Origin of the sequence: Planotetraspora kaengkrachanensis (genome assembly GCF_016862895.1) — a bacterium.
In the GTDB taxonomy this organism is placed as follows: domain Bacteria; phylum Actinomycetota; class Actinomycetes; order Streptosporangiales; family Streptosporangiaceae; genus Planotetraspora; species Planotetraspora kaengkrachanensis.
The window spans coordinates 99178-113156 of record NZ_BONV01000003.1 but is presented as its reverse complement, the minus strand read 5'-3'; the positions used below and the strand labels follow the sequence as shown (position 1 = coordinate 113156).

Here is a 13979-nt window from a genome sequence, read left to right as displayed (position 1 = left end):
TTCACCATCGGATATCGGTTGTTCGGAAACGACTCCTTAGATCGGACGGGAGGATTCGCGGCCGGTCGGAATGTCAGGAGGGGCGATTAGAGTGCGGAGCATGCCCGAGGCCGACTCGCAGTCACCTGGCCCCGTCCTTCCGGCAGACGACGTCGTCGTGGAGGCCCTGCGCTGCGGCGACGAGGACATGTTCGCCGCGTTGCTCACGGCGTGGTCACCGGGGATGTTGCAGGTCGCCCGGGCGTACGTCGCGGACGAGTACGCCGCGGAGGACGTCGTCCAGGACGCGTGGGTGGGGGTGTTGCGCGGCATCGACAAGTTCGAGGCCCGCTCCGCCCTGCGCACCTGGGTGTACCGCATCGTGATCAACAGGGCCAAGACCCGGGGCGTCAACGACGCCCGCACGGTGCCCATGACCAGCCTCGCCACGGCCAAGGAGGACTTCGATCCCGCCGTCGATCCCGGCGGTCCCCTCGGGGGTTCGCGCGGCGCCGACGATTCCGTCGCGCTGCCGCAGACCCCGGTCGCGTGGCCGTCCCCCGAGGGTGAGATTCTCGCCCTCGAGGTCCACCAGCACATCGAGCGTGCGCTCGGTTCGCTGCCCGCCCGGCAGCGGGTCGTGATAACACTGCGTGACATGCAGGGGTACAGCAGCGACGAGGTCTGCGCGATCCTTGAGATCACCGCGGCGAACCAGCGGGTGCTGCTGCACCGTGCCAGGGCGTCGCTGCGCGGCACGCTGGACCGTTACCTGACGGCCCAGTCCGGCAAGGAGCCGACGCGATGACCACGATGAACTGCGAGGAGTTCGTGGACCTGGTCACCGCCTATCTCGACGAGGAACTCGACGCCGGGACCCGACGGCGTTTCACCGGCCACATCGGCGTGTGCGGCGGCTGCGACGTCTATCTCCGGCAGATCCGCGTCACCGTCGCCGAGGTCGGGCGGCTGCCCGCCCGCAACCTGACCGACCGGTCGCGGGAAAACCTGCTCGAGGCGTTCCGCGACTGGTCGGCCAGGTAGGCCTGTCGACAGTGGGTCATCCGCGCGTCAGGGGCGCTCGGTCTCCAGCCGCGTCGTCAGGTCGGCGGAGATCTCGGCCGAGGCCCACAGGGCGGGGTCGAGCGGGCGCAGATAGGTCTGCTGGACGCCCGGCACCCGGTCCTCCACGACGTACGTGGCCCTGACGTACGCCTGGGCGCCGGGGGTCTGCACGTACGGCACGACCTTGAAGTCGGCGGTCATGGCGTCCCGATCGATCGTCGTCAGGACGTATCCGCGCTGGTTGTTGTAGAACTTCAGGTGCGGGTTGATCGCCAGGAAGGGATGGGCGGCCGGGTCGGAGTCCGCCCCGTCGCCACCGGTGCTGATCGAGGTGGTGACCAGCTCGGAACCCACCGACGGGCCCGTCGGGTCGTCGTAGTCGAGCTTGAGGTCGCTGGCCCAGTGGGCGTGCACGTCGCCGGTGAGCACGACGGCGTTGCGCACCTCGGCGTCCACCCATCCCTGGGTGATGCGCTGACGCGACGCGACGTACCCGTCCCAGGCGTCCTGGCTGGTCACCTTGGCCGGACCGGCGTTGTTGTCGCGCTGGGCGAAGAAGACCTGCTGGCCGATGACGTCCCACCGGGCCTCGGACCTGCGGAAGCCGTCCAGCAGCCACGCCTCCTGCTCGGCGCCGGTGATGGAGCGCGCCGGGTCGACGGCCTCGGGGCAGTCGTCGTACCCGTCGCCACACCCCTGGTCGTCGCGGAACTGGCGGGTGTCGAGCATGTGGAAGGTGGCCAGGCGCCCCCAGCGGATCCGCCGGTAGAGCTGCATGTCGATGCCGTGCGGAATGGAGGCGCGGCGCAGCGGCATGTTCTCGTAGTAGGCGCGGAACGCGGCCTCGCGACGGGCCAGGAAGTTCGGCTGCGGGATCGCGGGGTTCTCGGGGATCTCGTCGGCCCAGTTGTTGTCGAGCTCGTGGTCGTCCCAGACCACGAGCCACGGCGCGGCGGCGTGGGCGTTCTGCAGGTCCGGGTCGGCCTTGTACTGCGCGTGCCGCTGCCGGTAACCGGCGAGTGTCTCGGTCTCGGGGCCCTCGTGGTCGCGGACGTTGCCGCCGGGGATGGTGTAGGTGTTCCTGGTGTACTCGTACTGGTAGTCCCCGAGGTGCAGGACCAGGTCGGGGTTGTCCTCGGCCAGCCGCCCGTACGACGTGAAGTACCCGTGCTCGTACTGGGCGCACGAGACGAACGCCATGGTGAGGGCCCCGCCGAAGGACGACGGATGCGGAGCGGTCCTGGAACGGCCGATGGGGGACACGTAGGGGCCGGTGCGGAAGCGGTACCAGTAGTCCCGGTCGGGAGACAGGCCGTTCACCTCCACATGGATGCTGTGGCCCCACTGGGGCGTGGCCTCCGCGATGCCGGCGCGCACCAGGCGGCGGCATCGCTCGTCGGAGTAGACCTGCCACAGGACCGGGAACGTGCGCAGCGGCATGCCGCCCATGCCGTCCTCGGCGAGGGGGTTCTGGGCCAGGCGCGTCCAGATGACGAAGCCGGAGTGGTCGGGGTCGCCCGAGGCGACGCCGAGGGTGAACGGGTCGGTGACCAGGCCCCTGGAGGCCAGGCTCTTCGCGGTCTCCGCGGCCGGGTCGGGTGCGGCGAAGGCGGGAACGGCGGGCAGGGCGGTGACCGCTCCCGCGGCCAGACCGGTGACAAGGAAGGATCGTCGATCGAGGTGCGGCACGAGTGCTCCTAGGGGCGATCCGGGAGGGGGACCACCGTAGCCTGACCGCGCGGCATGACTCCGCGGTTAACTCCAACCGTCACGTAAAAGGCGATCTTCGGCCTCTGGCGCGCGCCCGCCGGGGAAACCGTGCGTGCCCGGGTCGCGCTGTTTAGGGTGTGGGAATGGCGACATGGGACGACGTACGCCGGATCGCACTGGACCTGCCCGAGACGTCCGAGCGGACGTCCGGGGAGGGCGCGCAGCAGTGGCGGGTCAAGGACAAGCTGTTCGCCTGGGAGAGGCCGCTGCGGCGCGCGGACTTCGAGGCGCTCGGTGACGCCGCCCCCGACGGGCCCATCCTGGCCGTACGCGTCCCCGACCTCGGCGTCAAGGAGGCGCTGGTCGCAGAGGATGGAGACGTCTGTTTCACCACGCCGCACTTCAACGGGTACGCCGCGGTCCTCATCCGGCTGGACCGCATCGCCGTCCCCGAACTGCGGGAGCTCATCGTCGACTCCTGGCTGGACCGTGCGCCCAAGCGCCTCGCCGCCGCCTACCTCGACGCCTCCCGCTGATCTGAGACGCGCGCGGAAGCGCCGAGCGGTCAGTGCAGGCAGTGTCCGCAGGGCTGGAGATTGCCACCGACTTCGGTCAGCGCCCAGGACTGCAATTCGCTGAGGCCGCCGCAGTACTTGACGTACTCCCCGGTCCAGCGAGTCCCCCTGGTCGGGCTGCCGGTGATGAACGTGCATGTGGCCCGATGCAGGATCAGGTAATTCGGGTGAGGTTTACGCGCAGTGTTGACGACGAACTGCTCGGGATGCGCTGCCAGCCACTCCAGATAGCCGGCGTCGTCATCGATGAATGGCCACATGAAGCCATGTTGCCCGCGAATGGAGGAATTCGCCCGAGGTTCCCGCGAAGCCCCTGAAGCGGTGAGCAGGGCGATCAGAAGGCGTCGGCGCGGATCAGGCCGGTGGGGAAGTGGTGCAGTGACCGCGCCCCGTCGGCCGTGATCTCGAACATCTCGCCCGTCTGCACTCCGGCGCTCAGGTCGGGGGTGCAGACGTTCGGCTGCACGACCACCGTCATCCCCTCCTCCAGCGGGAGCAGGTCCCGGCCGGACGGTTCGGACCGATGGCTGAGCACCGGGGGCAGGTAGCCGCCGCCGAGCCCGTGCACGAGGTCGTCGACCGTGGTGAAGCCCGCGTCGAGCACCAGGTCCGCCGCCGCCCGGAGGTCGACCGGCAGGGCGCCGGGGCAGAGCAGTGCGGACATGGCCGCGAGCGCCGCGTCGGCGACGTCGTGCAGCTCGCGATACAGAGGCGTCGGTTCCGTGTCGACGGTGACGGTCCGCAGCAGCTGGCCGGGATAGTCGGGGCCCCACGTCGTGCTCAGCTCGAAGACCACGACCGAGCCCGACTCCAGCCGACGGGAGGTCGGCCACTGACCGGGTGCGCACCGGTCCGGCGCCTCCATCGACGTCGCGGCGACGTAGTGGATGTGGTTCGCGCCACCCGCCGACGCGTAGGCCGACTCGACCGCCGCCACGAGGTCCAGCTCGGTCGCGCCCGGCACCGCCGCCGACACCAGCGAGGCGGCCGACTGGTCGGTGAGCGCCGCGGCGTGCCGCAGCCAGGCCAGTTCCTCGTCGCTCTTGCGCGCGCGGAGCCTGCCGTACTCGCCGTCGAGCTCCACCACGGCGGCCGCGCCGTCGAGGGCGGCCCGCAGGCTCACCGGCACCGGGCCGATCGTGCCGACCCGCCGGACCGCGCCCAGCGTCGTCAGCACCGCGTCCGGCGTCCGCTCGACGATCGCGGCGACCTCGCAGCCCTTCGCCAGGCGCCGCGCGTTCGGCACATGGTTGGGGAAGCTCACCAGGAGCGCCGGCGGGGCGCCCGGACGGAGCACGGCCACCGCCTCCCGCGTCACCGGCCATCCGGTCAGCCAGGGCACCGCGTTGCCGAACTTGTTCGCCCCGTAGGCGATGACCGCGTCGAGCTCGTGCCGTGCCGCGAGCTCGTCCACGGCGGCCCGCCTCCGGGCCATCTCCGCGTCGGTGAAGTCGGGCGGCGGCGTACCAACGCCGGGGAGCAGAAGACTCGGTCGCGTCGACATGGAGTGCACTGTAACGGCTATGCACTCGTTTGCACTAGACGGCACTGATCGCGAGTGGGCCACCGTATTCCGTCTACGGTGATGGCGCTGGTGCGTAAGAAGGATGGCGAACGATGTCGGTTCAAATAGACGAGCACGCTGCTCGGAGCGTCCTGTCCGGGCTTGCCGGCGAGAGATGGGCATCCGCCCGACTTGGCCTGGAGATTCTGGATGATGTGACGGGTTATGCCAACCGTGCGGTTCCGCTGATGAAATCCGAGATCGAGGGAGTTTATGTAGCCCGAGCGGAGAGCGTGAGGGAAGCAGGATTACGAGCGGTTGACCTGGATCGGTTCAACGAAGCAATCGCGCGCAGCAGCCTTCTGGAGATCGTGATCTTCTCATTCTCCAATGGGTGCTGGTCGTGTGTATGCGTTGCTTCGCCAGATCTCTTCACTCCTGTCGCTTCTGTGGTGATCGAGGTGGGGCCTCCAGGGCCTGCTTTGGTGAATGCTGAAGAATAGGACGATGCGGGCTGCGTGCGCGGCCTCAGCTGCGGCGGGCGCGGGCGCGGCGTTTGCCTTCGTGCATGGCCTGGACGCGGGCCACCGGGATCGTGTGGCCCTCCTCCACCAGGTCGGCCGGCAACTCCTGCGGCTCGGGCATGAGCTCCGTCCACGGGTCCCGCCCGCCGAGGATCGCCGCCGCGGTGTGCACGGTGAAGTCGGACGGGGAGACGTCGTCCAGGTCCTTCCAGGCGACGGGGAACGACACCGGCACGCCCGGCCGTACGCGCGGGCTGTAGGCCGCCACCACCGTGGCCCCGCCCGCGCGGGTGGAGTCGAGGAACACCCTGCCTCCCCGGTCCTCCCGGATGAACGCCGTCGTCGCCAGGGCGGGGTCGAGGCGTTCCGCGCGCGCGGCGACCGCGCGGGTCGCCGCGGCCACGTCCCACACGTCCGCCGCTGCGAGCGGGACGAAGACGTGCACGCCCTTGGCGCCGCTCGTCTTGACCGCGCCCGCCAGCCCGGCGTCCGACAGGGCCTGCCGCACCAGGTGGGCGGCCCGTACGGCCATGCCGAAGGAGTCGCCTTCCGGTGGGTCGAGGTCGAGCACGAGGTGGGTCTGCCGGCCCGGTTCGTCGGCGCGCATCAGCGCCGGGTGGTATTCGACGGCCCGCTGGTTGGCGAACCACAACAGGGTGGGGCGGTCGTCGCAGAGGGCGTAGGACACCTCACGCTTGGAGGTCTCGGCCCACACCGAGACCGTCCGCACGAACGACGGAGCGTACTTCGGGACGTTCTTCTGCATGAACGGGTCCTGGCCCGCACGCACCCGCATCACCGACAGCGGCCGGCCGCGCAGGGCTGCCACCGCACGATCGCTCACGGCGTCCAGGTAGTCCACCAGATCGCGCTTGCTCGCACCCGCCCCGTCGAACAGCGGCTGGTCGAGATTCGTGAGCGACACACCGTCCCGCACCTCATCGCTGGTCACCAGCCCACCATGCCGACGCCGCGGCGAGAGGTCAACCACGCTTCGCCCCTGATACCGGGCGACGGCCGGGATGAAACCCTCGTGAAACCGGCGGCGGATACCTTTGCCCCGACCAGCACGACGTCCGTCAGATGGGACCACGGGGGCCCCTGGCCGGCGCCGCGCTGGACGTCACCGGATACGGGGGCTCTGGTGATCGACCGCTCTCCCGGCGGTGGCGGCGCCGGCGGGAGAGCGGTCGACGACGTGCTCGAGGACCCTGGGAGAGGACACCGATGAAGAAGAAGACGGCGGCGGCGCTCCTCGCGCTCGTCGTTGCGGCGATCCTCGGAGCGAGCGCGTCGCCCGCCGCGGCGGTCTCACCGTGCGGCGAAAAGGGTCTCACCTGCGACAGCACCTGGATGGATCCCGGTCCCGCCAACGGCCAGTGATGCTGAGCGTTCGGTGACCGGGTCAGGACGGCAGGAACGGCCTGGCCTCCTCGACGGCGCGCAGTTCCGCTCGTGCGCGTTCGTGCCAGACGGGCAGGCCGATCTCGGCGAAAGCCACCGCGGCCGTGTCCAGAAGCGTTCCGGCGAGATCGGGGTCTCCTCGCGCGGCGGCGAGGCGGCCGCCGGCCAGGTGGGCGCGGGCCGTGAGGAACGGCTCGCCCAATTCGGTCGCCGTGGCGAGGGCGTGCTCCAGGCGTTCGGCCGCACCGTCGAGGTCGCGCACCAGGAGAAGAGCCTCGCCGATTCCCAGCAGGCCGTACGTCTCGCCGATCAGGTCCCCGACGGCCTGGGAGGCGGCCAGAACCTGCCGGAAGGCGTCCTCCGCCTTGCCGGCCGCGCCCTGGCTGAGGTGAAGCGCGCCCAGGCGGTTGAGGATCTGCGCCCCGCCCCGCGTGTTGCCGAGGTCGCGGTAGACCGCCAGGGCCGTCTCCAGCAGGCGGGCCGCGGCATCGGGACGGTCCCCCTCGATGTGGATCTGGGCGATGCCCCCCAGCACGTGGGCCTCGGCATGCCGGTCGCCGGTCTCGCGGAGCATCCGGAGCGCGTGACGGTAGCCCCGCAGGGCCGTTCCCGACCGTCCCTCGACCCGCTCGATCAGGGCGGCGTTGCGCAGGGTCAGGGCCTGCCCATGATGGTCGTTGACGGCTTCGAAGAGCGTGAGGGCGGCGTCGAGGTGCGGGCGCGCGGCGGTGTAGTGCTGCCGGAACAGCTCGAGCGTCCCGAGCGAGTAGCGCATCGCGGCCTCACCGCGGGCGTCGCCGGCCCGGCGCGCCGTGTCGAGGGCGACCTGCGAGGTGTGCCGCCAGTCGTCGAACAGGCCCTGCGCCTCGAACAGCGTGATCGTGGTCATCGCCAGGTCCCAGCAGGTCTCGCTCAGGCCGAGCCTGGCCGCCTGTTCGACGGCCGCGACCAGGCCGAGCCGTTCGCTGCGCAGCCAGCCTCCCGGATCCGCGAGGAGCCTGATGGCGGTCGGCTCGCCGCAGTCCCACCGTGGGGCGGCCCCGTGGAGCACCGTGTAGTCGCCGCCGTACTGGCGCCGGTGCGCCCGCTCGGCGAGGTGGAGGTACGCCCCGGTGAGCCGGGCCAGGGCCGCCGCGGTCGCGCCGGGCGGTTCGTCGGCCTCGCCGCGCTCCCTGGCGTGCAGCCGGACGAGGTCATGGATCCGGTAGCGGGGCTCCCCGAGGTCGTCCATGCCCGCGTATTCGGCGAGCCGCGCCTCCACCAGGCCCTCGAGCACCTCCTCGGCGTCCCGGGGCTCGTCGTCGAGAAGCGCCGCCGCGACCCATCCGGCGAAGTCGGGGATCTCCAGGAGGCCCAGCCGGCGGAAGAGGACCTGGCTGCGCTCGGCGAGCCCGGAGTAACCGAGGGCGAGGCTGGCCCGGACGGACAGCGTTCCGTGCGTGAGCTCGTCGAGCCGGTCGCGCTCGGCCTCGAGCCGGGAGATGAGCCGGTCGACGGTCCAGTGGGGCCGCGCGGCCAGGCGCGCACCGGCGATCCTGAGGGCGAGGGGCAGCCACCCGCACAGCTCGGCCAGCCGCGCGGCGGTCGCGGCGTCCGTGGTCAGCTCGGCCCGGCCGGTGATCGCGTCCAGCAGTTCGACGGAGGCGGACGGACCGAGGACCTGGAGGACGAGGCGGCGGGCGCCGGGCAGCGCGGTGAGCGCGGCGCGACTCGTGATCAGCACCGCGCAGCCGTCTCCCGGGGGAAGCAGCGGTTCGACCTGGGCCTCGTCGGCCGCGTCGTCCAGCAGCACCAGGACGCGCCGGCCGGACAGGCGGGCGCGGAACGCCTCGGCGCGCTCGTCGAGGCCGTCGGGGATCGCGGTGCCCGGCGTCCCCAGCGCACGCAGGAACCGGCCGAGCGCCTGCGACGGGCCGACCGGCTCGGGTCCCGCGCCGCGGAGGTTCACGTAGAGCTGCCCGTCGGGGAAGCCGTCGCGCACGTCGTGCCCCACCTGTACGGCCAGCGCCGTCTTGCCCACGCCGGGCATGCCGGACACGGCGCAGATCGCCGGGGTTCCCGGAGGTCTGCCGCGCAGCACTTCGACGATCCCGCCGATCTCGCCGTCGCGGCCGGTGAGGTCGCCCACCCGCGGCGGGAGCATGCAGGGCGGTTCAGGCGGGGCGGCCGGTTGCCTGTCCTCCGCCGGTCTGCCACGGGCCGTCGAATCCAGACTGGCGTGGGGGTCCCCGCGCAGGACGGCCTGTTCCAGCGAGCGTAGTTGCGGCCCCGGTTCCAGCCCCAGTTCCTCAGCCAGGGCGGCGCGGATGCGCCGGTAGGCGTCCAGGGCCTCGGTACGGCGTCCCGCCCGGTGCAGGGCCAGCATCAGTCGCGCGCCCATCGACTCCGCCAGCGGATCCGCCGCCACCAGGGAGATCAGCTCGGGGATGATCTCAGCGTGCCCGCCGAGGGCCAGGTCCGCGTCGATGCGCTCGGCCAGCACCCGTTTGCGCTCCTGCTCGAGCCGTTCCGCTGCCTCGGCGAGGACGGCCACGTCGTCCAGGCCGGCGAAGGGCCGGCCATGCCACAACGCGAGTGCCTCACGCTGGAGCGCCGCCGCCGTCTCCAGATCCGCGGACTCCAGCGCGGTCCTGGCCCGCTCGGCGAGATCGGCGAACTGCCACGCGTCCACCTCCTCGGGTCCGGCGGCCAGGGCGTAACCGGAACGGTCGTGCCGGATCCGTCCCGGGTCGTCGAGGTTCTTCCGCAGACGGTGGACCAGCACCTGGAGGTTCTTGCCGCCGCGCACTCCGAGCCGCTCGCCCCACATCGCGTCGATCAGGGTCTCGGCTGAGACCACCCGGCCCTGGGCGCAGACGAGCAGCGCGAGCAACTGCTCCTGTCTCCGGGATGACAGATGAGCCGGACCCCCGTCGATGATCAGTGTCACATCGCCAAGTACTCGGAACCTCATCGGTGCTTCCCCGAACGACGGCGTCCTACAGAACCGGTGTGATCCGTTCCATGGTGGACGGATTCGGCGAGAATAGCCCGGATGATCCCGTGGGCATAGGCGATCCCGGACATCCGCCGGCCCGGTCCGGACGGGGCGCCGCCGCGGCCGCGGACAGGGTGGGTGCGATCCCACCACCTTTGCGGTCGAGACCCCCGCTTAGCCTGTGAGGATGGAAGGCGCGAGCCCTCTTGGCGAGTTCCTGCGCGCACGGCGCCAGGCCACGACCGCCGAACAGGTGGGACTGGCAGGGGTCGGGCCCCGCCGTAGGACCCCTGGGCTGCGCCGGGAGGAAGTGGCCATGCTCGCGGGCATCAGCATCGACTACTACAGCCGCCTCGAGCAGGGACGGGAGCGCCGTCCCTCTCCGCAGGTCATCGAGGCCATCGCCCGCGTACTCCAGCTCGACCAGGAGGCGACAGAACATCTGCACGAGCTCGCGCGGGCACGGCCGCACCGGCGTACGGCCGCGGGGCCGGCCGACCGGGTCGAGCCGAGCCTGGTCCGGCTGATCGACGGCTGGGACCACGTGCCCGCCTACGTGGTGAACAGCCGGCTGGACGTGCTGGTCAGAAACCTTGTGGCCGAGGGCCTCTACGAAGGTCTCGAGCACAGCGACAACCTGCTCCGGCTGGCTCTGCTCAACCCCGTGGCCCGCGGCTTCTACCTCGACTGGGAGATGGACACCAGTTCCAAGGTGGCTCACCTGCGCGCCATGGCCGGCCTCGACACCGACGATCCCGACATGCTCGAACTTCTGGACGAGCTGTCGGAAAGCGAGGACTTCCGCCGGATGTGGGCCCTGCACGAGGTGCGGGGCAGGACGCGCGCCCCCGTCCGGTTCCATCGTGACGACATCGGGGACGTGATCACGACGATGGAGGTCCTCACCGTCGACGGCTCGCCGGGGCAGAAGCTGATCGTCTTCCAGGCCGAGCCCGGCAGCCCGTCCGAGGCCGCGCTGATCGCGCTCTCCGACCGCATGCGGAAGCGGAGCCGCGGCGGCGCGCGGCCGTCCGGACGCCCGGAGCACGACGAGGATCCCGATCCCGGCCATCCCGGCCCCACCGACATCGAGGAGGCGGCGGCGAAGCTGAGGCACCGCGTCCGGCCCCGATGACCCGCGTGGCCGTCAGCCGGCTCTCCTCGCCGCCGTCACACGGTAGAGCAGCGTGTAGGGGAGGAAACGGGCGAGGACGGCGGCCACCTTGGCATCCCGGCCCACGAGCCGCCGCGGCCGCGGCCTGGCGGAGGTCAGCGAGTCGACGATCACCTCGGCCGCGCGGTCCGCGGGGATGCCGGTCTCCGCGTTCCTGGCGGCGCTCGCCCGCACCCGGCTGATCTGGCCGGCGTACCGGTCGGCCGCCGCCGGCAGTTGTTCCAGCAGGTCATCGGCCGCGGCAGTCCCCCTCTCCCAGATCGGCGTGGCGATGACGCCGGGTTCGACCAGGATCACGCCGATGCCGAACGGGGCCAGTTCCGCGCGAAGACTGTCGCTGAGCCCGGCGAGTCCGAACTTCGCCGCGTGGTACGGCCCGAGCATCGGGCCCGCGATCCTGCCCGCGATCGATCCCACCATCACGATGCGCGGAGTACCGCCGGCTTCGGCCTCCTGCCGGAGCGCGGGCAGCACGGACTGCGTGACGATCAGCTGACCCGTCAGGTTGATCTCGATCTGCCGCCGGAACACCTCGATCGGCAGATGCTCCAGCGGCCCGGCCAGCGCCACGCCCGCGTTGTTCACCAGACCGTGCAGCGGCCCGGCCGCGCGGACGACCTCGCCCACCGCCCGTACGGACGCCTCGTCGGTGAGGTCCATCCGCACCACGCTCACCCTGTCCGGGTGCTCGCGAAGCAGTGACTCCTCGTCCTCGGTCCTGCGCACCGCCGCCCAGACGTGGAAGCCGGCGCGCACCAGGTGGGCGACGCAGGCGCGGCCGATGCCGGTCGAGGCGCCGGTGACCATGACCGATCGCCGTTCAGATGACATGAGATTCAGCCCCGTTCTCGCGGACGTACAGACGTTCTCCGTCGTCGAACCGGCCGGTCGGTCGCAGACCGGCCCTGACCGCCACCGCGATCGACGCATGATGATCAGGATGCACGTGTGCCTCGACACGGCGGACGCCACGGGCGCCGAGCCATCCGACGAGCGCCTCGGCGGCCTCCGACGCGTAGCCGCGGCCCTGCCACGGCGCACCGATCACCCAGGCGATCTCGGCCCGCCGCCCGCCGTCCACGGCGGTGGCCTGGACGGTGCCGACGGCGTGCCCGCCGCCGTCGCGGACGATCCAGTTCAGCCACTCCTGGTCGCCGGTGGGGGAGTGGCCGGCGGCGAGCCGGGCGTAGCGGGCGCGCAGCGCGTCCAGGCTCGGCGGCCGGCCGCCGATGAAGGCGTACAACGCCGGATCGGCGAGCACCCCGGCCATCTCGTCGGCGTCCCCGGCGGTGAGCGGCGACAGTTCGAGTCTGCTCGTCGTGATCCGGCCCTCCGCGCGGCGGACGTCGGCCGCCGACACGACGTACTCCCAGCCCGCCTGCCAGTCGAACGGCACGGCCATGGACTCGCCCAGCGCCACCCCGCCGATCAGCAGGTCCAGCGCCCATCGGTTGGCCGAGTGCGCGATCACCAGGACCCGGGCGCCGTCCCACGCGGCGACGAGGTCCCTGAGGAGGTCGCGGGTCAGGCCGACGACCTGGCGGTAACTCTGCCCGCCCGGCCAGGGGATCTCGATGTGCAGGGACCGCTCCGCCGCGAGCCGCTCCACGGGTGCGCCGTTGAGGTCTCCGTAGTCGCACTCGCGGAGCCGTACGTCCTGGAAGACGGGGATCCCGGAGCCGGCGAAGGCGATCTCCGCGGTCTGCACGGCGCGGCGCAGGTCTGAGGTGAACACCGCGGCGATCCCGTCGTCACGACGGCGGGCGCCGAGTTCGGCGGCGAGCGCCCGGCCGCGCGCCGACAACTCGCCGGGCAGCCACCCGGTCGCGATCCCGGCCTCGTTGTCGGTCGTGATCGAGTGCGTTTCGTACACGATCGTCACTGCCACGGCCGCAACCTATCCGAGTCCGCGCCGGAGGGGCGAGGCGGATCAGCCGTCGCCGCGGCGGCCCCGGATCCGCCACGCCCACCACAGCATGGCCAGCCCGATCAGCGCCACGATCGCGCCCAGCACGGCGTACTGGCCGTGGCCGGACATCATGGAACCGCCGAGCGCGCCCGTGCCCTGGGCGATCCAGACGCCTCCGATGAGGATGAAGAGCACCCCGACGACACCGCGAACCCACATGTTCCCGCTCCGATCTGCGCTCCGCCGGTGGCGTCCCGCGCCACCGAACAACCAGTGGCGTCCGAGCGCCACCAAACAGTACGTCCCGCCCGCCCACCGAAGGGATCGCAATCCTTACGAGGTGCTTACCGGCGTGGAGCCCCGCCCCGATCGCCGGCCGTCAACGCGGGTGCATGCCGCCGTCCAGGCTCACGACCTGATTGGTGAGGTATCCGTTGCGCAGCATGGCCATGGCGAGGTCGGCGACCTCCTCGGGCCGGCCGAACCGGCCGACGGGGATCGCGCCGGGGCTCTGGCCCGTGGTCGGCATCATCGCCGTGTCCTCGATCAGCGCGGGGGCGATCGCGTTCACCGTCACGCCGTGGCCCGCCACGCTGGCGGCGAGGTAATGGAGCGCCCCGTGCAGACCGGCCTTGGAGGCGGCGTAGTGCGGGCCGACGACGCCGCCGGTGAAGGCGGCGATCGACGAGACGAACAGGACCCGGCCGAACCCCCGCTCCACCATCGCGGGCATCACCTGCTGGGCGAGCATGAACGGCGCGCGCAGGTTGACGGCGACGGTGCGTTCCCAGGTCTCCAGGTCGACGTCCGTGTACGCCTGCCGTACGGCGTGGCCCGCGTTGGGGATCAGCAGGTCGACGGGGCCGAGGGCGTCGACGGTCTCGGCGACCAGGCGCGCGGGCACCTCGGGGTCGGCGAGATCACCGGAGAGGGCGACCGCGTCCAGCCCGGCCGCTCGGGCTTCGGCCACGAGGAGCCCGGCCTCGTGTGCGCGGGTGCCGTAGGCGAAGGCCGTCCGCACACCGGCGGAGATCAGACGCCGGCCGAGCGCGCCGCCGATGCCGCCGGAGGCCCCGGTGAGCAGGGCCACGCGGCCCGCGAGGTCCGTTCCGGTCATCGCGTGCCTCCTTCCGCATATGGCCGTAAAAGGCCTTCGCC

Annotated in this window: 15 protein-coding genes; 6 read left to right on the top strand and 9 right to left on the bottom strand. The window is 71.7% G+C overall.

Features of this window, described 5'->3' with window-relative positions; genetic code table 11:
- The first annotated feature begins 100 nt into the window (after positions 1–100).
- Positions 101–787, top strand: coding sequence for an RNA polymerase sigma factor (locus Pka01_RS05185; protein WP_203881429.1), 687 nt, complete (start codon positions 101–103; stop codon positions 785–787).
- Positions 784–1023, top strand: a complete 240-nt coding sequence (locus Pka01_RS05180; RefSeq protein ID WP_203881428.1) for an anti-sigma factor family protein — start codon at positions 784–786, stop codon at positions 1021–1023. The genes Pka01_RS05185 and Pka01_RS05180 overlap by 4 nt, the downstream gene beginning before the upstream one ends.
- A 27-nt stretch (positions 1024–1050) precedes the next feature.
- Here the strand turns inward: Pka01_RS05180 and Pka01_RS05175 are convergent, their stop codons facing one another.
- Positions 1051–2733: an alkaline phosphatase D family protein gene (locus Pka01_RS05175; RefSeq protein ID WP_203881427.1), complete on the bottom strand. Its 1683-nt coding sequence runs from the start codon at positions 2731–2733 to the stop codon at positions 1051–1053.
- Between the two features lie 164 nt (positions 2734–2897).
- Here Pka01_RS05175 and Pka01_RS05170 point away from each other — a divergent pair, with 164 nt between their 5' ends.
- Positions 2898–3290, top strand: coding sequence for an MmcQ/YjbR family DNA-binding protein (locus Pka01_RS05170; RefSeq protein WP_203881426.1), 393 nt, complete (start codon positions 2898–2900; stop codon positions 3288–3290).
- A gap of 29 nt (positions 3291–3319) precedes the next feature.
- Here the strand turns inward: Pka01_RS05170 and Pka01_RS05165 are convergent, their stop codons facing one another.
- Complete coding sequence (locus Pka01_RS05165) at positions 3320–3589, bottom strand: hypothetical protein (RefSeq protein WP_203881425.1); 270 nt, start codon at positions 3587–3589, stop codon at positions 3320–3322.
- Positions 3590–3663: 74 nt separating this feature from the next.
- Positions 3664–4833 carry a M24 family metallopeptidase gene (locus tag Pka01_RS05160; RefSeq protein WP_203881424.1) on the bottom strand — a complete coding sequence of 390 codons (1170 nt, stop codon included), beginning with the start codon at positions 4831–4833 and terminating at the stop codon, positions 3664–3666.
- 113 nt (positions 4834–4946) lie between these two features.
- On the opposite strand from Pka01_RS05160, the gene Pka01_RS05155 reads away from it, so the two are divergent.
- The gene (locus tag Pka01_RS05155; protein ID WP_203881423.1) at positions 4947–5336 is read left to right on the top strand and encodes a hypothetical protein; all 390 of its coding nucleotides are present in this window, start codon (positions 4947–4949) and stop codon (positions 5334–5336) included.
- Between the two features lie 25 nt (positions 5337–5361).
- On the opposite strand, the gene Pka01_RS05150 is transcribed toward Pka01_RS05155, so the two are convergent.
- Positions 5362–6309, bottom strand: a complete 948-nt coding sequence (locus tag Pka01_RS05150) for a DNA polymerase domain-containing protein (protein ID WP_203881422.1) — start codon at positions 6307–6309, stop codon at positions 5362–5364.
- Between the two features lie 275 nt (positions 6310–6584).
- Between Pka01_RS05150 and Pka01_RS05145 the strand changes: the two genes are divergently transcribed.
- The gene (locus tag Pka01_RS05145) at positions 6585–6740 is read left to right on the top strand and encodes a hypothetical protein (protein WP_203881421.1); all 156 of its coding nucleotides are present in this window, start codon (positions 6585–6587) and stop codon (positions 6738–6740) included.
- A 22-nt stretch (positions 6741–6762) separates the two neighbouring features.
- Here Pka01_RS05145 and Pka01_RS05140 read toward each other — a convergent pair whose 3' ends face one another.
- Positions 6763–9690 carry an AfsR/SARP family transcriptional regulator gene (locus tag Pka01_RS05140; RefSeq protein ID WP_203881420.1) on the bottom strand — a complete coding sequence of 976 codons (2928 nt, stop codon included), beginning with the start codon at positions 9688–9690 and terminating at the stop codon, positions 6763–6765.
- A gap of 235 nt (positions 9691–9925) precedes the next feature.
- Here Pka01_RS05140 and Pka01_RS05135 point away from each other — a divergent pair, with 235 nt between their 5' ends.
- On the top strand, positions 9926–10873 hold the full coding sequence (locus Pka01_RS05135; protein ID WP_203881419.1) for a helix-turn-helix transcriptional regulator: 948 nt from the start codon (positions 9926–9928) through the stop codon (positions 10871–10873).
- A 12-nt stretch (positions 10874–10885) separates the two neighbouring features.
- Here the strand turns inward: Pka01_RS05135 and Pka01_RS05130 are convergent, their stop codons facing one another.
- The 4 genes from Pka01_RS05130 to Pka01_RS05115 form a co-directional block, all read right to left on the bottom strand.
- A complete protein-coding gene (locus Pka01_RS05130; RefSeq protein WP_203881418.1) occupies positions 10886–11743 on the bottom strand; it encodes an SDR family oxidoreductase in 858 nt (285 codons plus the stop codon).
- The gene (locus Pka01_RS05125) at positions 11733–12800 is read right to left on the bottom strand and encodes a GNAT family N-acetyltransferase (protein ID WP_203881417.1); all 1068 of its coding nucleotides are present in this window, start codon (positions 12798–12800) and stop codon (positions 11733–11735) included. Before Pka01_RS05125 ends, Pka01_RS05130 begins: the two co-directional genes overlap by 11 nt.
- A 42-nt stretch (positions 12801–12842) precedes the next feature.
- Entirely contained in the window at positions 12843–13040 is a 198-nt protein-coding gene (locus Pka01_RS05120; protein WP_203881416.1) for a hypothetical protein, read from the bottom strand.
- A 160-nt stretch (positions 13041–13200) separates the two neighbouring features.
- A complete protein-coding gene (locus Pka01_RS05115) occupies positions 13201–13938 on the bottom strand; it encodes an SDR family NAD(P)-dependent oxidoreductase (RefSeq protein WP_203881415.1) in 738 nt (245 codons plus the stop codon).
- Positions 13939–13979: the final 41 nt, after the last annotated feature.